23 protein-coding genes are annotated in these 22978 nt (G+C 75.3%); 6 read left to right on the plus strand and 17 right to left on the minus strand.

Translation table 11 applies throughout. The features are described from left to right. Positions 1 to 105: 105 nt before the first annotated feature. The 9 genes from G011_RS0119885 to G011_RS0119925 form a co-directional block, all read right to left on the minus strand. Positions 106 to 1098 carry a UDP-glucuronic acid decarboxylase family protein gene (locus tag G011_RS0119885; protein ID WP_019610034.1) on the minus strand — a complete coding sequence of 331 codons (993 nt, stop codon included), beginning with the start codon at positions 1096 to 1098 and terminating at the stop codon, positions 106 to 108. 153 nt (positions 1099 to 1251) lie between these two features. Beyond that, on the minus strand, positions 1252 to 1938 hold the full coding sequence (locus G011_RS0119890) for an SDR family oxidoreductase (protein WP_013152612.1): 687 nt from the start codon (positions 1936 to 1938) through the stop codon (positions 1252 to 1254). 93 nt (positions 1939 to 2031) lie between these two features. Then, positions 2032 to 3417, minus strand: coding sequence for a D-glycero-beta-D-manno-heptose 1-phosphate adenylyltransferase (gene rfaE2 / locus G011_RS0119895; protein WP_019610035.1), 1386 nt, complete (start codon positions 3415 to 3417; stop codon positions 2032 to 2034). Continuing rightward, positions 3414 to 4004, minus strand: coding sequence for an SIS domain-containing protein (locus G011_RS0119900; protein WP_019610036.1), 591 nt, complete (start codon positions 4002 to 4004; stop codon positions 3414 to 3416). Before G011_RS0119900 ends, rfaE2 begins: the two co-directional genes overlap by 4 nt. Continuing rightward, the gene (locus tag G011_RS0119905; protein ID WP_013152609.1) at positions 4004 to 5266 is read right to left on the minus strand and encodes a glycosyltransferase; all 1263 of its coding nucleotides are present in this window, start codon (positions 5264 to 5266) and stop codon (positions 4004 to 4006) included. The genes G011_RS0119900 and G011_RS0119905 overlap by 1 nt, the downstream gene beginning before the upstream one ends. Next, complete coding sequence (locus G011_RS0119910; RefSeq protein ID WP_019610037.1) at positions 5263 to 6315, minus strand: glycosyltransferase; 1053 nt, start codon at positions 6313 to 6315, stop codon at positions 5263 to 5265. The genes G011_RS0119905 and G011_RS0119910 overlap by 4 nt, the downstream gene beginning before the upstream one ends. Continuing rightward, positions 6312 to 7328, minus strand: a complete 1017-nt coding sequence (locus G011_RS0119915) for a glycosyltransferase family 9 protein (protein ID WP_019610038.1) — start codon at positions 7326 to 7328, stop codon at positions 6312 to 6314. Before G011_RS0119915 ends, G011_RS0119910 begins: the two co-directional genes overlap by 4 nt. Beyond that, positions 7325 to 8821 (minus strand): HAD-IIIA family hydrolase, encoded by a 1497-nt coding sequence (locus G011_RS0119920; RefSeq protein ID WP_019610039.1) that lies wholly within the window; start codon positions 8819 to 8821, stop codon positions 7325 to 7327. The genes G011_RS0119915 and G011_RS0119920 overlap by 4 nt, the downstream gene beginning before the upstream one ends. After that, on the minus strand, positions 8818 to 10473 hold the full coding sequence (locus G011_RS0119925; RefSeq protein ID WP_019610040.1) for a carbamoyltransferase C-terminal domain-containing protein: 1656 nt from the start codon (positions 10471 to 10473) through the stop codon (positions 8818 to 8820). Before G011_RS0119925 ends, G011_RS0119920 begins: the two co-directional genes overlap by 4 nt. A gap of 274 nt (positions 10474 to 10747) precedes the next feature. Here G011_RS0119925 and G011_RS0119930 point away from each other — a divergent pair, with 274 nt between their 5' ends. Together G011_RS0119930 and G011_RS30055 are read left to right on the plus strand one after the other, a co-directional pair. After that, entirely contained in the window at positions 10748 to 11170 is a 423-nt protein-coding gene (locus G011_RS0119930; protein WP_019610041.1) for a CBS domain-containing protein, read from the plus strand. Positions 11171 to 11178: 8 nt separating this feature from the next. Then, a complete protein-coding gene (locus G011_RS30055) occupies positions 11179 to 12219 on the plus strand; it encodes a glycosyltransferase family 9 protein (RefSeq protein WP_019610042.1) in 1041 nt (346 codons plus the stop codon). Between the two features lie 261 nt (positions 12220 to 12480). Here G011_RS30055 and G011_RS0119940 read toward each other — a convergent pair whose 3' ends face one another. Next, on the minus strand, positions 12481 to 13089 hold the full coding sequence (locus G011_RS0119940; protein WP_013152602.1) for a helix-turn-helix domain-containing protein: 609 nt from the start codon (positions 13087 to 13089) through the stop codon (positions 12481 to 12483). Positions 13090 to 13155: 66 nt separating this feature from the next. On the opposite strand from G011_RS0119940, the gene G011_RS0119945 reads away from it, so the two are divergent. The 3 genes from G011_RS0119945 (at position 13156) to G011_RS0119955 (ending at position 16410) form a co-directional block, all read left to right on the plus strand. Then, on the plus strand, positions 13156 to 14190 hold the full coding sequence (locus G011_RS0119945) for an NAD(P)/FAD-dependent oxidoreductase (protein WP_019610043.1): 1035 nt from the start codon (positions 13156 to 13158) through the stop codon (positions 14188 to 14190). A gap of 231 nt (positions 14191 to 14421) precedes the next feature. After that, positions 14422 to 14901, plus strand: a complete 480-nt coding sequence (locus G011_RS0119950; RefSeq protein ID WP_019610044.1) for a MarR family winged helix-turn-helix transcriptional regulator — start codon at positions 14422 to 14424, stop codon at positions 14899 to 14901. Between the two features lie 234 nt (positions 14902 to 15135). After that, positions 15136 to 16410, plus strand: coding sequence for an MFS transporter (locus tag G011_RS0119955; RefSeq protein ID WP_019610045.1), 1275 nt, complete (start codon positions 15136 to 15138; stop codon positions 16408 to 16410). A 7-nt stretch (positions 16411 to 16417) separates the two neighbouring features. On the opposite strand, the gene G011_RS0119960 is transcribed toward G011_RS0119955, so the two are convergent. Further along, positions 16418 to 17194, minus strand: a complete 777-nt coding sequence (locus G011_RS0119960) for a class I SAM-dependent methyltransferase (protein WP_036552836.1) — start codon at positions 17192 to 17194, stop codon at positions 16418 to 16420. Between the two features lie 136 nt (positions 17195 to 17330). On the opposite strand from G011_RS0119960, the gene G011_RS0119965 reads away from it, so the two are divergent. Next, positions 17331 to 17789, plus strand: a complete 459-nt coding sequence (locus tag G011_RS0119965) for a hypothetical protein (protein WP_019610047.1) — start codon at positions 17331 to 17333, stop codon at positions 17787 to 17789. Between the two features lie 14 nt (positions 17790 to 17803). On the opposite strand, the gene G011_RS0119970 is transcribed toward G011_RS0119965, so the two are convergent. The 6 genes from G011_RS0119970 to G011_RS0119995 all read right to left on the minus strand — a co-directional run. Then, positions 17804 to 20296: a lysylphosphatidylglycerol synthase transmembrane domain-containing protein gene (locus tag G011_RS0119970; RefSeq protein ID WP_026338472.1), complete on the minus strand. Its 2493-nt coding sequence runs from the start codon at positions 20294 to 20296 to the stop codon at positions 17804 to 17806. A 70-nt stretch (positions 20297 to 20366) separates the two neighbouring features. Continuing rightward, positions 20367 to 21032, minus strand: coding sequence for a TetR/AcrR family transcriptional regulator (locus G011_RS0119975; protein WP_036552860.1), 666 nt, complete (start codon positions 21030 to 21032; stop codon positions 20367 to 20369). A 189-nt stretch (positions 21033 to 21221) separates the two neighbouring features. Then, the gene (gene rpmF, locus G011_RS0119980; protein WP_013152594.1) at positions 21222 to 21392 is read right to left on the minus strand and encodes a 50S ribosomal protein L32; all 171 of its coding nucleotides are present in this window, start codon (positions 21390 to 21392) and stop codon (positions 21222 to 21224) included. A gap of 67 nt (positions 21393 to 21459) precedes the next feature. Continuing rightward, positions 21460 to 21708 (minus strand): type B 50S ribosomal protein L31, encoded by a 249-nt coding sequence (locus G011_RS0119985; RefSeq protein ID WP_013152593.1) that lies wholly within the window; start codon positions 21706 to 21708, stop codon positions 21460 to 21462. Between the two features lie 158 nt (positions 21709 to 21866). Further along, entirely contained in the window at positions 21867 to 22031 is a 165-nt protein-coding gene (gene rpmG / locus G011_RS0119990) for a 50S ribosomal protein L33 (protein ID WP_013152592.1), read from the minus strand. 485 nt (positions 22032 to 22516) lie between these two features. Further along, a partial coding sequence (locus G011_RS0119995; RefSeq protein WP_019610050.1) for an ABC transporter ATP-binding protein occupies positions 22517 to 22978 on the minus strand: 462 nt, incomplete at its 5' end.

Below are 22978 nucleotides of genomic sequence, written 5' to 3' on the forward strand. Positions count from 1 at the left end.
TCCCGTACTCGTGGCGGGGTCCGGCGCTCCGGACTCGCCACGGGTACGGGGGCGCCGCGGACCAGGACCTCTGGCGTCACACCGGCACCGTTTCCGGTCCGGCCCTCAGTTGGCGGGCGCGGTCCCCTCGGGCAGGCCCTCGTAGCGGTCGCGCTGGTCCACGAAGTAGGCGACGGTGCGGCGCAGCCCCTCGTCCAGGCGGACGCGCGGCCTCCAGCCCAGGGCCTCCTCGGCCAGGCGGATGTCGGGGCGCCGGAAGTGCGGGTCGTCCTCGGGGCGTTCGACGAAGGTGATCTCCGACCGGGTCCCGGTGACGCCGAGGACGACGCGGGCCAGGTTCAGCACGGACAGCTCCTCGTCGCTGCCGATGTTGACCGGCCCCGTCGTCTCGCTGTCGGCCAGGGCGATCAGGCCCCGCACGGTGTCGTCCACGTAGCACAGCGACCGCGTCTGGTGGCCGTCGCCCGCCACCGTCAGCGGCCTGCCCTCCAGCGCCTGGTTGACGAAGGTGGGCACCATGCGGCCGTCGTCGGCGCGCATGCGCGGCCCGTAGCAGTTGAAGATGCGGGCGATGCCCACGTCGGCCCCGCGGGCGCGGTGGTGGGCCATGGTCAGCGACTCGGCGTAGCGCTTGGCCTCGTCGTAGACGCTGCGCGGGCCGACGGGGTTGACGTTGCCCCAGTAGGTCTCGCGCTGCGGGTACTCCAGCGGGTCGCCGTACACCTCGCTGGTGGAGGCCAGGACCAGGCGGGCGCCGTGGCGCTCGGCGCACTCCAGCGCGTTGCGTGTGCCCAGGCTGCCCACCTCCAGCGTCTCCACCGGCAGGCGCAGGTAGTCCGGCGGCGACGCGGCCGAGGCCAGGTGGAACACCGTGTCCACGGGTTCCTCCAGCGTGAACGGTTCGGTGAGGTCGGCCTCCATCAGCTCGAACCAGGGGTGCCCGGCCAGGTGCGCCACGTTCTGCGCCCGGCCGGTGGCGAAGTTGTCCAGGCACACCACGCGTGTGCCCCTCTCCAGCAGCCGTTCGCACAGATGGGAGCCGAGAAACCCGGCGCCACCGGTGACCAGGGCCCTACCTCTCGACGCGTGCTCGCGCATCGTCGCCCACCTCCTCGGATGGTCTCACCGCTTACCTGGGTGCTGTTCTGTGGCCCCTGGGGCCTGTCTTGTGAACGGAGTCTTGGCGTGAGGGGGGTGGTTCGGGCGCCCGAACGCGGGCCGAAGCGAAGCGGAGGCCCCGAAAGACACCGGTCAGGGCCAGGACGTCTCCTGCGAGGGGCAGATCACCATCTCGCGCACCTCGCAGCCGGGCGGCTGGCTCAGCGCGAACACCACCGCGCGGGCCACGTCCTCGGGCGCGTTGAGCTTGGCGTCCGGGCCCGGCTTGTACTGGTCGGGGCGGTCGTCGAAGAAGGAGGTGCTCATGCCCCCGGGGACCAGGAGCGTCACCCCGACCTGTCCGGCGAGTTCGGCGGCCAGCGCCCGGGTGAAGCCCACGACCCCGAACTTGGAGGCGCAGTAGGCCGTGGCGTCGCTGAGCGCGCGCAGGCCGAGCGTGGAGGCGCAGTTGACCACCGTGCCCCGGGAGGCGCGCAGGTGCGGCAGGGCGGCGCGGGTCACGGCGGCGGTGCCGATGAGGTTGACCTGGATGACCCGCTCCCAGTCCTCGGCGGACACGTCGGTGAGCGTGCCGCAGGCGTCGGTCCCGCCCGCGTTGACCAGGGCGTCGATGCGGCCGTGCTGGACGCTGACCTGCTGTACGGCGCGCTCGACCGCTTCGCGGTCGGCCAGGTCCACCTGGTGGAAGGACAGGTCGTTGCCGGGGTGCTGCCGGTCCAGGATGATCGGGTGGCCGCCCCCGTCGGCCACGGCCCGCGCGGTGGCCGCTCCCAGGCCCGAGGACCCTCCGGTGATCAGCGTGTTTCCGAGTGGACGCATCTGTCTCCCTCGTTCTCCGTCGTCGTTCGTCGTCGTTCGTCGTTCGTTTCCGGCTTCCCGGGCGCCGGGCGGGGGCGTCCGGTCCCGGGGCCCTCAGCGGGCGGGTACCCCGTCGCGGCCCCGGCCGCGGATGCGGGTGATCAGCCCGGTCGTGGAGTGGCCGGGCACGAGGGGCACAGTGACCACCTCTCCCCCGGCCCGCCGCACGACGGGCGTCTCGGGCAGGTCCTCCACCTCGTAGTCGCCGCCCTTGACCCACACGTCGGGCCGCAGCTCCTCCAGGGCGCGCACGGGCGTGTCCTCGTCGAAGACGACCACCTCGTCCACGCAGTCGAGCGCGCCCAGCACGCGGGCGCGGTCCTGTTCGGCGACCACCGGACGGCCGCTGCCCTTGAGCGCGCGCACGGAGGCGTCGCTGTTGAGCAGGACCACGAGGCGATCGCCCAGGGCGCGGGCACGGCGCAGCAGGTCGACGTGGCCCGCGTGCAGGACGTCGAAGCAGCCGCCGGTCGCCACGACCCGCTCCGCCCGGCGGCCCTCCCCCGTGCGGGGGCCGGGCACCGCGGCGGCGCGCGCCCGCCCGGCGGCGGGGCGCGGGGCGGCGTAGGCCGAGGCTCCGCCCCCGGCGACGAAGGCCGAGGCGGAGGCGACCCCGCGTCGGACGGCGTCGCGTACGTCGTCGCCGTCGGCGAGCGCCGTGGCGCACGCGGCGGCGAAGGCGTCCCCGGCGCCGCAGGTGTCGGTCGGCGCGTCGACGGGTGTGCCCGGCAGGAGGGCGCACCCGTCCCCGGCGTCCGACCAGGCGGCGCCGCGCGCGCCGAGGGTGACGGCCACCGAGTGCACGTCCCACGCCCCGGCCAGCTCACCGGCCCGGCGCAGGGCCCGCCCGTCGGCGCCCCCGGCGACCCCGGCCTCGGCGGCGTTGGGCGTGGCCAGGCGGGTTCCGGGCACGGGGTCGGCGCCGCGCGGGTGCGGGTCCCACACGAGCGGCACGCCGCGCCGCGCGCAGACCGCCAGGGCCCGGCGTACGGCGCGCTGGCGGGTGAGTCCGTGCCCGTAGTCGGCCACGAGCACGGCCGCCGCCCCGGCCAGGGCCTCGGCGACGTCCTCGGCGCGGGCGTCGAGTTCCACGCCCTCGCACCCCTGGTCCAGGCGGGCCACGGTGCGGCCGTTGGCCTGGACCCGGGTCTTGGTGGGCGTGTGCTCCATCAGGGGCAGCCCCACCAGTCGCACGCCCTCCCCCACGAGCGCGGCCAGGTCGTCGGCGGCCGTGTCGCGGCCCACGGCGGTCACCAGGACCACGTCGTGGCCGTCCTGCCGGGCGCGGCGGGCGGCCAGGGCCGCGCCTCCGGGCCGGTACCAGGACTCGGGCTCCTCCAGCACGGGCGCGGGCGCGTCGGGGCAGTCGCGCCGGGACACGCCGCGCAGGTCCACGTCGAGCAGGGCGTCGCCGACCACCACCACGGTTCCCCCGCTCATGTGGCCGCCCTCCCCTCGGGGACGAAGACCCCGTGCGCGCGGGCGGCGACCTCGGCGTCCACCGCGGCGCAGAACACGTGGACCAGTGCCAGGTGGACCTCCTGCACGGTGGAGGTGCTGGGCGCGGGGACGGAGACCGTCTCCTCGCTGAGCGACTCCAGGGCGCTGGCTCCGGGGCCCGTCAGGGACCAGCAGGTGACGCCGAGTTCCCGCGCGGCCTTGGCCGCGGCGACGACGTTCTCGCTGTTGCCGCTGGTGGACAGGCACACCAGCAGGTCGCCCGGGCGGGCGTGGGCGCGCAGCTGGCGCGCGTAGACCTGGTGGTAGCCGTAGTCGTTGGCGATGGCGGTGACGCTGGAGGTCTCCGCGTGCAGCGCGATGGCCGACAGGGGCTCGCGCTCGTCCTCGAAGCGTCCGGTCAGTTCGGCCGTCAGGTGCTGGGCCTCGGCCGCGCTGCCGCCGTTGCCGCAGGTGAACAGGCGCTGCCCCCGGCTCAGGGCGCGCGCGGCGCGGCGTCCCCACTCCTCGACCAGGGCCGCGTCCGTGCCGTCCAGCGCGGAGCTGAGCTGTCTCAGGTGGGTGTGCATCACTCCTCGCCTCCCCCGGTGGTGGTGGCGACCGGCGTGCTGAGCCCCGCGCGGGGCGCGGGGACGGCCGCACCGGTCGCGGTCGTGGTCACGTGCAGGTAGCACTCCTCGGTGCGCCGGGCCACCTCCGCCCACGAGTAGTGGTCGCGCGCCCGCTCGGCCGCGGCGTCGGCGAAGGAGATCCTGGTCGCCTCGTCCGAGAGCAGCCAGCGCACGGCGCGGCCCAGCCGCTCGGGCGACCTGGCCGGGACGAGGAGCCCGGTCTCCCCGTGCACGACGGTGTCGACGTGGCCGCCCACGCGGGAGGCGACCACGGGGACACCGCAGGCCATCGCCTCGACGGTGGAGATCCCGAACGGCTCGTACCAGGGCACGTTGACGGCCACGTCGGCCGACCTGAGCAGGGCGGGGACCTCGGCGCGGTCCACGCAGCCCAGGAAGCGGACCCGGTCGTCCACGCCCGCGCGCTCGGCGGCCATGCGCAACCGCACCGCCTCGGGCTGGGTCCACAGGCGTTCGCGGGCGGTTCCTCCGGCGATGACCAGTTCGGCCTCGGGCACCTCGGCCAGCGCGCGGATCACCGTGTCCACGCCCTTGCGCCTGACCAGGCGGCCCAGGCTGAGCAGGCGCGGGCGGTCGCCGCGCTCGGCGGCGGGGCCCTCGGCGGTGAAGCGTGAGGTGTCCACGCCGCAGGGCACCACGGCCACGCGCGCGGGCGGGATCCCCCACTCGGCGAGTTCGCGCCGCTCCTCGGTGGAGGTGGCCACGACCATGTCGCACTGACCGGCCACGGCGCGTTCGGTCGGGACGCGCTCGGCGGGGCTGGTGTCGTCCGTGCCCTGGTGGCGGCGCTTGACGGTGCCCAGGGCGTGGAAGGTCTGCAACACGGGCAGGCCCAGGGCGCCGGCCGCCCGCAGGGAGGCGAAACCGCTCATCCAGAAGTGGGCGTGGACGACGTCGGGCCGTTGGACGCGCCAGGCCGCCCGCAGCCGCTGCGCGAACTCGGGCATGTACTGGGGCAGCTCGTCCTTGCTGATCGGGGCCGCCGGTCCGGCGCGCACGTGCTCCACGCGCACGCCCGGGCCCAGGGAGACGCTGTCGGGCCGCTCGGCGTCGGTGCGGCGCGTGTGGACCACGACCTCGTGTCCGCGCGCGGCGAGCGCCGCGGCCAGCTCGGCCACGTGGACGTTCTGGCCGCCCGCGTCCTCTCCGGTGATCGCCGCCAGCGGGCTGGCGTGTTCGGAGACCATGGCGATCCTCATGACGTCACCTCCTGTAGCACCCGGTCCCAGTCGTCGAGGAACCTGGTGAGCCCGTAGCGGCGCAGTGCCGCCGCACGGGCGGCCTTGCCGGTGCGAAGGGCGAGGTCGCGATCCTCATGGAACGCGCGCAGCGCCTCCGCGAGTACTCGGGGGTCGGTCGAGACGGTGCCCGCCTCGGGCGGTACGGCCTCGTAGGCCTCGGTCGTGCCCAGGGCGGCCACGGGCAGGCCCAGCATCATCGCCTCGATGAGGGACAGGCCGAGCGAGGTCCACCGCAGCGGGTGGGCGTAGGCGCGGCGGCGGGCCAGTTCGCCGTGCATGGCGCCCTGGGGCAGGTCCTCGTGGGCGCGCAGCCGCGAGGGCGCCAGCCCGAGGTGCTCGGGTACCCCGGCCACGCCCATGCCGAACAGGTCCAGGGGCACGCTCCCGGCGAGCGCGGGCAGCAGGTCGGTGCCGGTGAAGCGCCAGCGGCGCAGGGGCTCGTTGAGCACCACGCCCGTGCGGAGGACCTCGCCGGTGTAGCGGTACCCGGGGTCGGGCACGCCGTGTTCGACCACGCGGGTGGGCGCGCGCCCGCAGTCCCAGAACAGGTCGTTGAAGTGGGTGACGTGGACGACGGGGATGTCGCCGCGGTCGGCGACGGGGTGCCGGGTGATCGGCACGTCCTGGCGCGGGGTGTTGTGCTCGACGTAGACGGCGGGCACGTCCCGGCCCGGCACGCGGCCCAGGAGCTCCTCGGCCAGGGCGATCTCGTGCGGTCGCTGGAGGACCACCAGGTCGGGGTCGCTGTCCCGCACCGCCTCGGGGGACAGCTCCTCGGCGTTGGCGGGCCAGTCCCAGGTACGGGCGCGGCCCCGCCCGTCGGGCCCCCGGTCCGGGGTCACCGGCAGCAGGCAGGTGTGCCCGCCGTGGACGAACGCGGTCGTCCACGAGCCGTGGACGTGCCAGAGCAGGATCCGCAGCACGCGCGCGGGCGTCCGGGCCCGGCCCTGCGCCATGCCCCGGGGTGTGTGCGCCGGGATCGTGGGCGTCGGGTGGTGGATGGTCATCGTGCCCCCAGGAGTTCGTCGACCGCGGTCAGGACGTCGTCGGAGGAGACGGAGTTCAGGCAGGGATGACCGGGTACGGGGCAGACCCGGGCCCGGGTGTCGGCGCAGGGCGCGAGCTGGTCCCCCAGGACGCGGACCGCGGTGCCGTGGGGCGCCCACGCGGAGGCGGGCACGACCGGGGAGAAGAGCGAGACCACGGGCGTGCCGACGGCGGCGGCCAGGTGGGCGGGGCCGGTGTTGCCCGAGACCAGGACGGCGGCGCGGTCGAGCACGTCGGCCAGTTCGGTGACGGTGGTGCGCCCGGCCAGGTCCGCCGCGCCGTGCGCGGCGACCTCGCGGGCCGTCTCGGCCTCCCCTGCGGTGCCGGTGACCAGGACCCGGTGGCCGCGTTCGGCCAGCGCGGCGACGGTCTTGGCGGCCAGGGCGGGCGGCAGCTCCCGGGAGGGGGCGTCCGCGCCGACGTGGACCACCGCGTACCCGTCGGGCCCGGTCAGCTCCCGGGTGTCGGGCAGCGGGCGGCGCACGGCCAGGCGTCCGTCGTCGCCGGGGGGCGGCGGGTACCCGGCCGCGCGGGCCAGGGACAGCATCCGCTCGGCCTCGGGGATCGCGTGGGCCACGTGGTGGCGCACGTCGAGCAGGCTGCCCGGGTAGTCCTCGCTGACGGCCGAGACGCGGGGCACCCCGGCCATGCGCAGGAGCAGGGCCAGCGGCAGCGGCGACTGGTGGAAGGAGGTCAGGATCACGGCGGCGTCCGTGCCGAGGCCGGACAGGCGTTCCACGAGGCGGGCGACGTCGGCGGCGTCCACCGGCGGCGGGTCGGCGGCGATCCAGGGCGCGCACCAGGTCAGGACGCGGTCCACACCCGGCAGCGTCGCGGCGGTCTCGGCTCCCCGGGGTCCGGCGAGGTAGACGACCCGGTCGGCTCCGTGGGCGACGGCGCGCACGGCCGGTCCGGACAGCAGGACGTCCCCCATGCTGTCCAGGCGCGCCACGATCACGGTTCCCCCGCTCACGAAGCGTCCCTTCCGAGCAGGCGCAGGACGGCGGCCTCCAGGTCGGGCGCGGTCTCGGGCGCGGAACGGCACTCGGCGTCCAGGGTGGCGGCGGTGGGCACGAGCACCCCGCGCGCACCCGCGGCCCGAGCGGCGTCCACGTCGGCGCCGATGTCGCCGACCAGCGCGCAGCGGGAGGGCGGCAGGCCCAGTTCGGCCGCGGCGGAGCGGACCATGCCGGGCGCGGGCTTGCGGCATCCGCAGCCGTCCTCCTCGCCGTGCGGGCACACGCGCCACACGTCGAAGGGGCCCAGCAGTTCCTCCACCCGCCGGTTGACCGCGTCCACCTGGTCGCGGGTGATCAGTCCGCGGGCGATGCCCGACTGGTTGCTGACCACCCCGACGGCGAGTCCGGCGCCGCGGGCCAGGGCGAGCGCCCGTTCGGCCGAGGGCGTGGGGCGCACCTTGTCGGGGTCGCCGTTGTAGGGGACGTCCTCGACCAGGGTGCCGTCCCTGTCGAACAGCACGGCCGCCGCTCCCGGGGCGGGCCGCGCCCCGGCGTGGCGGATCTCGCCGCGCAGCCGCTGCCAGCAGGCCAGGGGCGGGATGAGCGCGCTGGTCACCAGCATGTCGGTGACCTCGTCGCGGGTGGCGGGTCCGCCGCGGATCCGGCGCCGGGCGAACGCGGCGGTGCGCGCGGTCCACAGCGCGGCGCACGCGGCGGCCTCGGCGCGGTGCCCGGTCAGGGCCGCCCCTGCGGCGCCCAGCAGGGCGGCCGTGGTGAGGACGTGCCCGCGCAGCCCGCCGGGGCCCTCCCCGACCCGGTTGCGCCAGCCGCGCCCGTGCAGGCGGTCCATCAGCGCGTTGTCGGCGTTGCCGCGCTGGGCGGCCAGGCTCGCCCAGCGCCCGCCGCCGCGCAGCGGGTGCACGCACTCGCGTTCGCCGGGCACGAGGACGAACCCGGCGTCCACGACCCGCAGGGCCAGGTCGGTGTCCTCGCGGTAGGCGCGCGGGAAGCGGGCGTCGAAGCCGCCGACCGCCTCCAGGGCGCTCCTGCGGTAGGCCATGTCGGCGGTGATCCAGCGGGCGCCCTCCAGGGCCAGGGTGGCCCGTTCGGCGTCCGTGGGCCGGTACCCGCGCGGGCGGGGCACGGTGATGCGGCCCTGGCTGGCGCCCACCTCGGCGGGCAGGTCGGCCAGGTCGGCGCGAAGGCGCCGCGGCCAGTCCGCGGGCGGGGCCACGTCGTCGTCCAGGAAGGCGATCCACTCGGTGGCGCAGGCGTGCCACCCGGCCTGGCGGGCGGCGGCGGGGCCGCCTCCCCCGGTGCGCAGGACGCGCACCCGGGCGTGGTCGGTCCCGGGCAGCGGCGCGGTGTCGTCGGGCGGCCGGTCGTCCACGACGACGACCTCCTCGGGCGCCTCCCGCGGCGGTGCGTCCAGAAGCGGTCCCAGCACGCGGGGCAGGGTGTCGCGCCCCACGGTGGGCACGACCACGGAGTAGCGGGGAGCGCTCACCGGTGCGCCCCCTCGCCCGCGCGGCGGCGCACGACGAACGGGCCGATGGCCAGCAGGTCCACGGGCGCGGACCCGAAGCACTCCAGGGCGTCGCGCGGGGAGTCGACCATGGGCCGCCCGGCGGTGTTGAGGCTGGTGTTGACCAGGACCGGCAGGCCGCTGCGCCGTTCGAAGCGGTCCAGCAGGCGCGCGGTGAGCGGGTCGTCCCGCTCGGCCACGGTCTGCACGCGGGCGGTGCCGTCCACGTGCACCACGGCGGGCAGGCGGTCGCGCCAGTCGGGGTGCACCTCGTGGACGAAGAGCATGTAGGGGCTGGGCAGGGGCCCGCCCGAGAAGATCTCCGACGCCCTGTGCTCGGCCACCATCGGCGCGACGGGACGGAACTGCTCGCGCCCCTTGACCCGGTTGAGCCGTTCGAGGTTGTCGGGGTTGGACGGGTTGGCGAGCAGGGACCGGTGCCCCAGCGCGCGGGGCCCGTACTCCGCGGCGCCCTGGAACCAGGCCACCAGCGCGTCCCGCTCCAGGGCCTCGGCCACGGTGTCGGCCAGGTCGTCGGGGCGCTCGAAGGCGACGTCGGCCTCGCGCAGGATCGCGTGCAGCTCGTCCTCGTCCCAGGAGCGGCCCAGGGCGGCCCCGGGCATGGGCGCCACGTCCTCCACGAGCGAGGCCGCGTGCAGGGCGCCGCCCAGCGCAGTGCCCGCGTCGCCGGAGGCGGGCTGCACCCAGACGCTCTCGAAGGGCCCCTCACGGACGATGCGGCTGTTGGCGACGCAGTTGAGCGCGACCCCGCCCGCCATCGTCAGGTGCGGGCGGCCGGTCCGCTCGTGCAGCCAGCCGACGACGGCCAGGAGGGTCTCCTCCATGGCGGCCTGCACGCTGGCGGCCAGGTTCGCGTGCTCCTTGGAGGGCTCCCGTCCCGGCTCGCACGGGTCGGTGAGGGAGTTCCAGTCCAGGCCCGAGGCGCGGACCAGGCCGTCGCCCTCGTAGCGCACGCACTTGCGGACCGCGTCGAGCATGGTGGGCTCGCCGTAGGAGGCCAGGGCCATCACCTTGTACTCGTCGCTGGAGCGGTGGAAGCCGACGTGTTCGGTGAGCTCCTCGTAGACCAGCCCCAGGGACTCGGGCAGCGGCTGGCGGACCAGCACGTCCAGCTTCCCGCCGGTGTAGACGCCCGCCATGTGCGAGGTGCTCTCGCCGCGGCCGTCGGCCACGAACACCGCGCACTCGCCGCCTCCGGCCTCGGGCGGGGCGGCGAGTCCGGCGGAGGCCGCGTGCGCGACGTGGTGGGGGACGTAGGTGACCTTGGCCGGGTCCAGGCCCGGCAGCGCGGTGGCCAGGAAGTGCGGCGCGCGCTCGACGTAGAACAGGCGCAGGCGTTCCCAGCCGCGGTCCTGTCCGGGCCCGTCGGGGTCGGCCAGCGCGGGGTCGTAGGAGTAGGTGACCGCGTCCAGGTCGGCGGGGCGCAGCCCCGCGCGCTCCAGGCACCAGCGCATCGCCTGCTCCGGCAGCTCCCACGTGGAGAAGGGGACCGCGGCCTTGCCGTGCTTGCGCCGCGAGAACCGTTCCTCCTCCGCCGCCGCGACCGTACGGCCGTCGACGACGATCGCCGCCGCCGGGTCGTGGAAGACGGCGTTGACACCGAGGACACGCATGTAACCGCTCCCTCCTCAGGCCCGGTCTGCGACTCAGACGCCGAGCGCACCCACTCGACTACCAGCAGCAGCGACGCCTAAACATCGACCACAGGCCGACCGGAACCCGCTCACCAGCACCGACGCGCGCGTGGAAACCGCTCCGGGCCCGCCGCCCGCGCACCCGCCGTCCGCCCCGCGGCGGCGGGGGAGCCGTCATGTTTGCCCCCATGGATGCGGGCTATGGGACCGGTGAGAACGGAAGAGGCACGACCGGCACGAAAGGAGCAGGACCATGGTGGTGCGAACCATCGACCAGGTGATGAGCAGCCCGGTCCGCACGGTCTCGCCGGACACGTCCCTGCGTGAGGCCGCGGAGATCATGCGCGACGCCGACGTGGGCGACGTCGTCGTGACCCGGGACAAGCAGATCATGGGCATCCTGACCGACCGCGACATCGTGGTGCGCTGCGTGGCCGAGGGCGGCGACCCGGGCGAGCACAGCGTCGGCGACGTGTGCAGCTCGGAGGTGGCCACCGTGCCGCCGCAGAGCGGGATCGCCGACGCGGTGCACGTCATGCGCACCAGCGCGGTGCGCCGCCTTCCCGTCGTGGACGGCGACCGCGTCGTGGGCGTGGTGTCCATGGGCGACCTGGCGCGGGCCGTGGACGAGGACTCGGCGCTGGCCGACGTCAGCGCCGCCGACCCCAACCGCTGAGGTATCCGGTGGAACCGGCGGGAGAGAACCCGGGCCCCGGCCACGGAGGGCCCGACGGGGGCCGGGTCCCCGGCACGGGCGGGCGGCCTGCCCTGCTGGCGCTGCGGGCGCTGGGGCTGGGCGACTTCGCCACGGCCGTTCCCGCGCTGCGCGCGCTGGAGCGGGCGCTGCCGTCCTGGCGGCGCACCCTGGCGGGCCCCTCCTGGTACCGGCACCTGGTCGCGCTGGCCGGGCTGGACTGGGATGTCCTGCCGACCGAGCCGCTGCGCGCGCCCGACACCCGCTCTCCGGACCTGGCGGTCAACCTGCACGGCCGGGGACCGCAGAGCACCGCGGCCCTGGCGGCGCTGTCGCCGGAGCGGCTGTGGACGCACGGCCACCCGTCCGCCCCGCAGTGGCCGGGCCCGGAGTGGCCCGAGGGGGTCCACGACGCCGAGATCTGGTGCCGCCTGCTGCTCGCGCACGGTGTGGCGGCCGACCCCGACGACCTGCGGTGGCCGAACCCGTCGCGGGGGCGGGACGCGGTGGTCGAGGGGGACACCGCGATCGTCCACCCGGGGGCCGCCTCCGGGTCGCGGCGCTGGCCCCCGGAGCGTTTCGCGCGGGTGGCGGGGGACCTCGCGGCCTCGGGGCTGCGGGTGCTGGTGACCGGCTCGCCGAACGAGACCGCGCTGGCCGAGCGGGTGGCCGAGGCCGCCGGGCTCGGCGGTCGGGCGGTGCTGGCCGGGCGCACCTCCCTGGGCCTGCTGGCGCGGCTGGTCGGCGAGGCTCGGCTGGTGGTGTGCGGGGACACCGGGATCGGCCACCTGGCCACGGCCTACGGCACGCCGTCGGTGCGCCTGTTCGGGCCGGTCTCCCCGCGGCTGTGGGGCCCGCGGGTGGACCGGGACGTCCACGTGTGCCTGTGGGCGGGCCGCCTGGGCGATCCGCACGCCGCCGAACTGGACCCGGGACTGGACGCGATCGGCGTGGAGGAGGTCGTCGCCGCGTGCCGGAGCGTGTGCGCCTCCGGGCGCCCCGCCGCTGAAGAAGCGGTCCCCGGCTCCTGAGAGCCCCCGCACCCGGAACCGGGTTCCGTACGGGGACGGGCTCGGACTCCTTGTGCCCGAGCGTGCGCGCCTCCGACAGCCCCACCGCCGAGCAGGCGGCCCCCGGCTCACGAGTGCCGACCCCCTGACCGAAAGCGTGGACGATGTGACGCGTGGGGGTTCCGCAGCGGTGGCCCTGCCCCCGAGGGCGCTGTCAGCGGTCCACCGCGCCTCTGGGAGCAGGACCGCCCCTGGTGGGCGCGGGCCGACGCGCCCTTCCGGTCACGCGTCGGCGTCGCCGGACGCGTTCTCCGTCTTGGGGCGGGCGCGCAGGTGCGCGCGCTCTCCCTGTCTGCCGAACAGGCTGAGGAACTCGACCGCCTCGGTGTCGGCGGAGCCGAACCAGTGCGGCACGCGGGTGTCGAACTCGGCCGCCTCCCCCGGGGCGAGCACTAGGTCGTGCTCGCCCAGCACGACCCGCAGCCGACCGTTGAGGACGTAGAGCCACTCGTAGCCCTCGTGGGTCTGCGGGTCGGGCCGGCTCGGCCGGTCGCGGCCCGGGATCACCAGCTTGTACGCCTGGATGCCGCCGGGGCGGCGGGTCAGGGGCAGCATGGTCATGCCGTGGCGGTTGACCGGACGCAGGTGGATGCGCGGGTCGCCTGTGGGCGGCGCGTCCACGAGTTCGTCGAGAGTGACCCCGTACGCCCTGGCCAGCGGAAACAGCAGTTCGAGGGTGGGACGGCGAGAACCCGACTCCAGCCGGGACAGCGTGCTCACCGAGATGCCGGTCGCCGCCGACAGGTCGGTCAGCGTGGTCTCCTTCTGCTTGCGCAGCGCGCGCAACCGGGGTCCGACCGCGTCGAGCGCCTGGTCGAGGTCGTGTTCCATGCCGCCATTTTGCCATAACGGCAACAAAGATTGCGTGAACCGGTGAGGGGGTCGCATGGTGGGGGCATGGAGGTGATCGCGGTGAACGATCAGTTGGAGAACGGCTACGACGCGGTGGTGGTCGGCGGTGGCGCCGCCGGACTGAACGCTGCCCTCATGCTGGCCCGGGCCCGGCGCTCGGTGGCGGTACTCGACTCGGGCGCCCCGCGCAACGCGCCCGCGTCGGGCGTGCACGGGCTGCTGGCCAGGGAGGGCATGTCCCCGGCCGAACTGCTGGAGCGGGGCCGGGCGGAGGTGCGCGGCTACGGCGGCCACGTGAACACAGGGGAGGTCACGGCTGTGACCCGCGACGGCGACGGGTTCCGGGTGGAACTGGCCGACGGCCGCGGCGTACGCGCGCGCCGGGTCCTGGTGACCACCGGACTGGTGGACGAACTACCGGATGTGGCGGGCGTGCGGGAGCAGTGGGGCGCGGGCGTGGTGCACTGCCCGTACTGCCACGGCTGGGAGGTGCGCGACCGGGCCATCGGCGTGCTGGCCAGCGGACCGATGGCGGTGCACCAGGCGCTGCTGTTCCGCCAGTGGAGCGAGGACGTCACGCTCTTCACCCATACCACGTCCGCACCGGGCGAGGAGGACGCCGAGAAGCTGGCCGCCCGCGACATCCGTGTGGTGGAGGGTCCGGTGGCCTCCCTGGAGACCGCCGGCGGCCGGATCACGGGGCTGCGGCTCGCGGACGGCACGGTGGTCGACCGGGAGGTGGTGGCCGTCGGAACGCGGATGGTGGCGCGCGCCTCCTTCCTGGAGACGCTCGGTCTGCGGGTGCAGGAGCACCCGATGGGGGTCGGCGAGTACGTCCCCACCGACGAGAACGGCCGCACCGACGTGCCCGGGGTGTGGGCCGCGGGCAACGTCACCGACCTGACCGCCCAGGTCGGCGCGTCGGCGGCCTCGGGCGCCGCCGCCGGGGCCCAGATCAACGCCGACCTGGTCAACGAGGACACCCGCCGGGCGGTCGCCGCCCGCCGTGACGCCTTCTCGGCCGAGTCCGAGGCGCGTGTGGGCGAGCTGGTGGCGGGCGAGGGCCGCCACGGCCTGTGAGCCACGGGAAGGAAAACGGCGCGTCCGGGCGTGTGGACAGGGCCTGGTCGCCTCCGATCCCGGGACCGGGACGGCCGACCACGGCGGCCGCGGGGCCGCCCCCGCACGACTCCGTGGCGCGGGCAGGCAGGCGCCCGTGACCGCTGTTCCCCCGCGGCGCGGTAGGCCGCGGGGGAACAGCGCCCGTCCCACGGCGGAGCACGCCGACCGAAGATGCCCTAGCCTTGCGGCGTGCACCACGACGACGAGCACACCGAGAACGCGGACGCCGGGGACGGCCGGGGCCCCGATGTCGCCCACCTCCTGGTCCGCCTCCTCAACATCAGCCAGCGGATCGGGCGCTACGCCGCGCACGAGACCGGCGAGCGCACGTCCCCGGCGACATGGCGCGCGCTGAGCGTGCTCCAGGAGAAGGGGCCGCTGCGGCTGGGCGTCCTGGCCGAGCACTGCCGGGTCAGGCAGCCGACCATGACGGTGATCGTGGAGTCGCTGCTCTCCTCCGGGTACGTGGCGCGCAGCCCCGACCCCGACGACCGGCGGGCCCAGCTGCACGAGCTGACCCTGGCGGGCGCGGCGGCGCTGGAGGACTGGCGGCACCGGATCGGCGACGCGCTGGAGCCGCTGTTCTCCGACCTGTCCGCGCGTGAGCGGGAGCTGCTGTCGGAGTCGGTGCGGCTGCTGGACGAGCGACTGCGCCGCGGCGGGGCCTGAGCGGGCGGTTCCGTTCCCGGAGCCCGGTCGCACCCTCGGCTCGCACCGCCCTCGCGCCCGCCGCCCGCGTGCCCTCCCGCGGTTCCGGTGATCGACGCCTCCCCTCCCCCGCGCCCCTCGCGTGCCGGTCGGGAATGCGCGGGGATTAACATAGGTTACCTATGTGAATGAGGGCCCCGACCGGATCGGCCGCCGTCCTCCCCACCATCAGCGACGACAGGGAGCAGCGAGAACATGGTGGCGAAGACCGACACCCCGCGTACAGCACCGCCCGGAGGCGCGGACCAGGGGCATGCGCCGGAGGGCTCCATCCTCCGGCAGCCGCGCGCCGTGTGGGCCGTGGCGTTCGCCTGCGTGATCGCCTTCATGGGCATCGGCCTGGTGGACCCGATCCTGCCCGCGATCTCCCGCAGCCTGGAGGCCACGCAGACCCAGACCTCGCTGCTGTTCACCAGCTACCTTCTGGTCACCGGCCTGGCCATGCTCGTCACCAGCTGGGTGTCGAGCCGCCTGGGCGCCAAGCGCACCCTGCTGGTCGGCCTGGCGCTGATCGTGATCTTCGCCGCCGCGGCCGGGGCCAGCGGCAGCGTCGAGTCCGTCATCGGCTTCCGGGCCGGGTGGGGACTGGGCAACGCGTTCTTCATCTCCACCGCCCTGGCCACCATCGTCGGCGCCGCCAGCGGTGGGGCCTCCTCCGCGATCGTGCTCTACGAGGCGGCACTGGGCCTGGGCATCGCCACGGGCCCGCTCCTGGGCGGACTGCTCGGCAGCGTCAGCTGGCGCGGCCCCTTCTTCGGCACCGCCGCGCTGATGGCGGTCGGGTTCGTCGCGATCGCCGTCCTGCTCAGGAGCGACGCCACGGAGCGGACCGCGCCGGTGCCGCTGTCGGCCCCGTTCGCGGCGCTGCGCGTCCCGGGCATCCTGGTGCTGGCCCTGGCCGCGCTGTTCTACAACATCGGGTTCTTCGCCCTTCTGGCCTACACGCCCTTCCCCCTGGGGCTGGACGAGATGGGCCTGGGGTTCACCTTCTTCGGCTGGGGTCTGGCGGTCGCCGTGACCTCGGTCTTCGTGGCCCCGGTGCTCACCCGCCGGTGGCCGCGCACGCGGGTGCTGTGGGCGACCCTGCTCCTGCTGGCCGCGGACCTGGTCGCCGCGGGCGCGCTCATCTCGTCCACGGCGGGGCTGATCACCGCCATCGTGCTGGGCGGCCTGCTGCTGGGCGTGCTCAACACGGTGCTGACCGAGTGCGTGATGGAGGCCAGCGACCTGCCGCGCTCGGTGGCGTCCTCGTCCTACTCGGCGGTGCGCTTCCTCGGCGGCGCCGCCGCTCCCCCGGCCGCCTCCGCGCTCGCCGCGGCCCTGTCCCCCGGCGCGCCGATGTACGCGGCGGCGGTGTCGGTGGCGCTGGCCGCGGGGATCGTGCTCCTGGGTCGCGGGGCGCTGCGCAGGGTGGACAACGGCACCGAGTCCGCCCGGGCCGAGGCCGAGGCGATCACACTGGGCGAGTGAGCGCCGGTCAGCGCCGGGCCGCCTCGACGAGGAAGCGGTCCACCGTGCACGTGAGCGGGATCCCCCGCGCCATGTCCCGGTGCAGCCGCAGCAGCGGCCCGCGGTGGGTGTGCGCGTCGAAGCCCGGCACCTGCCACGGCACCATGCGCAGGTAGGACACGAGCACGCCCACGTCGTAGAAGCGGCGCAGGGTCCGGGCCCGGCGGGCGCGGGTGACGACCAGGCCCGCCCCCTCCAGGCCCGCGACCGCCGCGTCGAGGTTCCAGCGCGCGTCCCGGTCCGGGGGCGGCCCCTCCAGGAGGGCGCTGAGTTCGTACCCGTCGTCTCCGCCGACCTGCTGGGTGACGAAGACCCCGCCGGGGGCCAGGACCCGGGCGACCTCGGCGGGGTCGTAGACCTCGTGGCGGTCGAGCACCGCGTCGAACTCTCCGGAGGGCAGGGGCAGGCTCCCGTCGGGCCCCGGCTCCACCACGTCCACCGCCAGGGCCGCGAGCCTGCGGCGCGCGACGGGCACGTTCGGCGGCCACCCCTCGGTGGCCCGGGAGCCTGGCGGCAGCGGCGCCAGCGAGGAGAGGAACTCTCCGCCCCCGGTGCCCAGGTCCAGGACGGGCGCCCGCACGGTACGCACGAGCCGCCCGGCGCGCTCCCCGTAGGACCAGGGCAGCGGGTCCTCGACCACTCTTCCGTCCAGGAACCGGAAGTCCCACCCGGAGGTCGGCCGCCGGACGGCCTCCTCCACCAGGTCGTCGAAGCCGCGCACGGGTTCCCGCCTCCTCGTGGTCATCCGGCCATTGTGCGCACCCGACGGGGCGGGCTCAACAGGTTAACGACGGGGCGCTGCCCCGGGTCCGACCACGGGCGTACACGGTCGATACCGAACGCGGATGTGCTGGCGCGGCGGCCTCCCTAGGGTCGTGGGCATGACCGCACAGAAACGCTCCGCCCTCGGCCTGCCCTGGACCGCCATCGCCCTGCTGGCCCTGCTCGCGGCGCCCCGCGTGATCCTGCACGACCTCGGCGTCATCCAGGAGGGAACGCTCGTCAACGCCCTGTTCGTGTTCGTCCCCCCGCTCGTGTGGGTGGCGGTGGCCGTCCTGACCCGGGTGCCGAACCCGTTCCTGACGCTGTTGGCGGTCGGGCTGCTCTACGGCGTCCTCCTCGCCCTGGGGCACCAGCTGCTGTGGAACACCGCCTGGGAGGGCGGTGCCCCCAGGCTCGGCGGCAACCTCGGCGACCTGCCGCCCCTCGCGCACGCGGTCGTCATCCGCGGCTTCGCGGTGGTGAGCAGCCTCCTCACCGGGGCGGCCGTCGGCGCCGTCACCGGTCTGGTCGCCTGGGGGATCGGCAGGCTCGTGCCCGCCCGCTCCGGCGTCTCCTGACGCCCGGGCCCCGCTCAGATGGCCTCGCGGCGCTGGAGGTAGGAGAAGGCCCCCCAGCCCGGCAGGACCGGCAGCCAGAAGGTCAGCAGCCGGAACAGCAGCACCGCGGGCAGCGCGACGGCGGCGGGGACGCCCACCACGGTGGTCAGGCCGCCGATCAGGGCGGCCTCCACCGCGCCCAGGCCGCCGGGCGTGGGCGCGGCCGAGCCGATGGCGTTGCCCGCCAGGAACACCACCGCGACCGCCACCAGGCTCACCTGGGCGCCCGGGTCGGCGAAGGCCAGGACCGAGAACTGCAGGCACAGCACGAACGCCGCGGTGATCAGCAGCGTTCCGCCGAAGCCGAGCAGCAGGCTGGACGGGCTCTGGAGCATGTCCAGCAGCCGCGGCAGCACCCCGCGCAGGTAGGGCCGGATCCGGGCGCCGAGGGCGTGCCGCAGCCGGGGCAGCAGCAGGACCACCCCCACCACGGCCGTTCCGGCGACGCTGATCACGACGACGGTCGGGGAGGGCGTGAACCCGGTCCAGTACGAGGTGCCGGTGAGGTAGGCGCACACCAGCAGCAGCGGCACGTGCACCAGGAACCCGACCAGCTGGGTGAGGCCCACCGCGGACAGGGCCAGGGAGGTCGAGACCCCCTCCCTGGTGACGAACCGGGTGTTGATCGCGAGCGACCCCAGCCCGGCGGGGGCGGCGATGCGCACGAACGACCCCGCGTACTGGACCATGACGGTGCGCCACCACGGCAGCGGCACGGGCACGAAGCCGATGAGGATCATCGCGGCCGAGAGCGTGCACACCACCGAAGCGGCGAGCGCGGCCAGCGTCCACACCGGGTCGGCCCGGCCGATGGCGGTGAAGTCCACGCCGGTGAGCTGGTACAGCAGCACCAGGCCGACGACGGTGGCGACGATGACGCTGACCACGGTGCGCGGACGCATGCGCTCCAGGCGGGCGGGTTCGGAGGGCGCCTCCGGGGCGATGCGCACCACGCGCTCGCGCAGCCTGGCCAGGAGCCCGCGGTCCCCGCGCAGCCCCCTGCGCAGCGCGTAGGGCAGGCCTGCGGGCTGCAGGAAGGGCAGGACCGCGGCCGTGGCGGTCACGCCCAGCGCGCGCACCGCCGAGTCCACGGCGCGCCCGGACCCCACCCGCATGGCCAGCAGGGTGAGCATGGCGGCCTGGTCCAGGGATACCTGGAGCTGGGGGGCGGCCACGCCTCCGCGGTCCAGGCCGGTGAGCAGGACCGCCGCTTCACGAGAGGCCGCCGGGACCGGCGGGAGCGCGGTTCCGGAGGTGTCTGCCGAGGTGGCGGCCTCTGCCGGTTCTGACGCGCCCTCGGGGACGGAGGCGCTGGCAGGGTCGCGGGGCTGGTCCAGAACACCGACGGTGGCGCCGTTGACGTTGCCGTGGACGAGCCGGTGGCGGTGCAGCAGTCCGAGTTCGCGCCAGCACAGGTCGATCAGCTCGTCGGTGAGCTCCTCGTCGTCGAGCGCGTCCAGCGAGCGGAAGGCGGGCAGCTCGCGGACCAGCAGGACGGTGCCGGGCCCGAGTTCGCCGACGGCCAGGACCCGGGGGACGGCGGCCCCCGCCTGCCGGGCGGAGAAGCTCATCAGAGCGGCGTGCTCGGCGCGGCGGCGCACGCCGTAGAGCATCCGGGGTGCCACGGGACCGCGCAGGAACAGCAGGTCGCGCAGGCGCCGCCAGAACCCGGCGGTGTTCTCGGAGCTGAGCACGACCAGTTCCACCCGGCGGCCGTCGTCGAGTTCGGCCAGGTGGCGGGGGTTTCCCTCCTCGTCGTCGTCCGCGCGGGAGACGCCGGTGGCGGCCAGCCCGAACCGGCGCAGCTCGGCGTCCAGGCCGTTGTCGGTCTGCGGCGGCGGCCTCTCCCCCAGCGCGTACCGGACCAGGGCGGCGCAGGTGAGGCCGACCAGGACGGTCAGGACGAGGGCGAGGAGGCTGGTGACCCCGGCCAGCAGGGCGCAGACCGCGACGGTGGTGTTGCCCGCCCACAGGATCGAGCGGACCCGCGGCAGTCCGGTGGGCATGGTGCGGATGAAGGCCAGGACGGCGGCCACGTAGCCGAGGGTGGCGCTGGTGAACACGTCGTCGGGGGCGAGCGCGTCGGGGAACCGCTCCGGGCCGATCAGCGCGAAGAGGGTGGCGTTGATCAGCGAGGCGAGCGTGTAGGCGGCGATTCCGGCGGCGACCGGCCGGACCAGGGAGCGCCGCCGCCCGGTGAACAGCGTGCGCAGGACGACGTAGCTGACCAGGACGATCAGCAGGAGGTTGGCACCCGCGGCGACGAGCAGGAGCAGGCCGGAGGGCAGCAGTGCGCGGAGCCGGTCGGGATCGGTCCCCTCCACACCGTCGGTGACCACGCGGACGGCGATCATGATCGCCGCCACCACGATCAGGCCGACCGTTCCCGTGAGGAGGTCGACGGGCCTGCGCGGGGCTCTCGGTGTCCGTGGGTCCGGCGGGGGGATCTCGTCGGTTCGCGTTGTCACACCCTTAAGACTGCCCGACTCCGAGGGGGCCGGGGGCCAGGGGCGGTGCGTTTCGCGGGAGCGTCCGCGCTCAGCCCGTGGAGAGGTCGGGGATCTGGTCCAGTCCGATCTCGGGGGCGGCGGGCAGGGGGCGGCGCCGTTCCGTGTTCTCGAAGGACTGGAGGAGGTAGGCCACCAGGCGGCGGGAGGATGCGGCGGCCGCCTCCGGCGGGCCGGAGGCGGCCCCGCAGTTGGCCAGGAACACCAGTGTGAGGTCGGCGAGCGCGAAGTCGGGGCGCAGCCGCCCGGCCGCCTTGGCCCGGCGGATGAGTTCGGTGAGGCCGCGTTCGGCGCGCTCGCGCCTCTCCTCGAAGGGGACCGCGCCGGGGAAGGTGGTGAGGAACGCGCCGGTGAAGCCCCGGTCGGCGGCCTGCATCGCGCACACCCGCTCGACCACCGAGCAGAAGCCCCGCCAGGGGTCCGGGTCGGCGAGGCCGTCGTCCACCAGGGAGGCGCAGGCCGTCAGCTGGTCGGCGAACACCTCGGTGACCAGGGCCTCGCGGGTGGGGAAGCGGCGGTAGAGGGTGGCGACCCCCACCCCGGCGCGGCGGGCGATGGCCGACATCGGCACGTCGATCCCGCGTTCCGCGAAGGCCGCGCGGGCCGCCTCGACGATGCGGTGGCGGTTGTGCAGCGCGTCGGCGCGCAGCCCAGGGGCGTCGCCGCCGGGCGCGGTAGGGGGCGTTCGGGCTGGCATGCCCACCACCCTACGGCGCTCGGCCGCCCCGCCCGGCTGCTCGCCTGCGGTGCTCACACCGCCGCGCGCCGGGCGGGAGGGGGTCCCGGCCGGCGCGCGGCGGTGCGGGCGGACGCGCGGCGGCGTCCGCGGTGCCCGGGTCCGGGATCACGGCCGGACCGGGGGGTCGGCGGGCCGTGCCGGGTCCGGCTACTCGGGCGGCGCGAGCAGTCCGCGCTCGTAGGCGCGGACGAGGTTGCGCGGCACGAGGTACTCGCGGCCGCGGATGTGGACGCGCACCAGGTCGGGCGTGGCGGCCTTCCACTGGGAACGGCGCGTGCGGGTGTTGGACCGCGACATCCTGCGCTTGGGTACGGCCATGGAACCTCTGCCTTCTTCTCGGGTGGTCGGGGGCGGGGCGTCGGGCCCCGCCTCGCGCTCGTGTCGGTCAGCCCTTGCGCTGGTAGCGGCGCTGGAAGCGCTCCACGCGGCCCGCCGTGTCCACCACGCGGGCGTTGCCCGTGTAGAAGGGGTGGCTGGCGCTGGAGATCTCGACGTCGATCAGCGGGTAGGTGCGGCCGTCGCTCCACTCGATGGTCTTGTCGCTGGTGGCGGTGGACCTGGTGAGGAAGGAGAAGTCGGCCGCGCGGTCGCGGAAGACGACCGGGTGGTAGTCGGGGTGGATTCCCTGCTTCATGTGTGCCCCCTTGGGGTGGTCGTTGGGCGCGGCGGTCCGCCTGCTCGGCGGCGCGCGACGGGAGGGCGCCCGTCAGGATCGGCGCCGCCGCCGGTCGGGGCGCCGGTCAGCCGGGGCCCGGCCTTTTCCGGGAACGGGCGGCCGGGGCGCGGCCCGGCTCAGCGCTCCTCGCGGAACTCGACGTGGCGGCGCACGCGCGGGTCGTACTTCTTCAGGGTGAGCCGGTCGGGCGTGTTGCGCCGGTTCTTGCGGGTGACGTAGGTGAAGCCCGTCCCCGCGGTGGACTTGAGCTTGATGATCGGCCGGATCTCGTTGCGTGCCATGGATGCCTCCTCAGGGTTCCCACGCGTTACAAGTCAATGATAACCGTTTTCATTCCCGATCCGGCCAGGTCATCTCTCCCCTGTGGACGACCCCCCGCCCGACGGCGTTCAGCCGCCGGAACCGCCGCGGACCGACCGCCAGTACTGGCGGTCCTCCTCGCCGCGCACGCCGCGGCGGGTCCAGCGACTCCGGCGGGTCCAGCACCCAGCGCGGCGCACGGTTCGGCGGTTCCGACGCCCGGCCTGGCGGGTTCAGTGCCCAGCCCGGCGCACGGCTCAGCGGCTCCGGAGCGTGGCCCGATGGGTTCAGCGACCGGCCTGACGCACGGCCCGGCGCTGTCATCGGCGCCCTCGTCCCGGACACGCGAAACGCCGGTGCCGCCGCGGGGTTGCGCGGCGGCACCGGCGCTGGGTCGTTCTGCCGGTCGGCTACTGGTCCGTCAGGACTGTCAGGACTGTCAGGACCGTTGGGCCCGTGAGGAGCGTCAGGCGACGGCCTTGCCCTCGGCGCGCTTCTCCACGCGCCCGGCGCGCAGGCGGCGGGCCTCGTCGGGGTCCAGGACCGGAGCGGCCGTCAGCAGCTGGCGGGTGTAGTCGCTGGCGGGGTTCTCGTACACCGCGTCGCTGTCACCCATCTCCACCACCTCACCCGCACGCATCACCGCGACCCGGTCACTCACCTGACGCACCACCGCCAGATCATGGGCCACGAAGATGTAGGTCAACCCGAAGTCGTCCTGCAACTCCGACAACAACCGCAACACCTGATCCTGCGTGGACACATCCAACGCCGACACCGGCTCATCACAGATGATCAGCTTCGGCTTGAGGATCAACGCCCGCGCGATCGCGATCCGCTGACGCTGACCACCCGAGAACGCGTGCGGGAACCGGTTGTAGTGCCCCGGCTCCAACCCCACCCGCTCCAACAACTCCTGCACCTGACG

Origin of the sequence: Nocardiopsis sp. CNS-639 (assembly GCF_000381685.1) — a bacterium.
Taxonomy (GTDB): domain Bacteria; phylum Actinomycetota; class Actinomycetes; order Streptosporangiales; family Streptosporangiaceae; genus Nocardiopsis; species Nocardiopsis dassonvillei.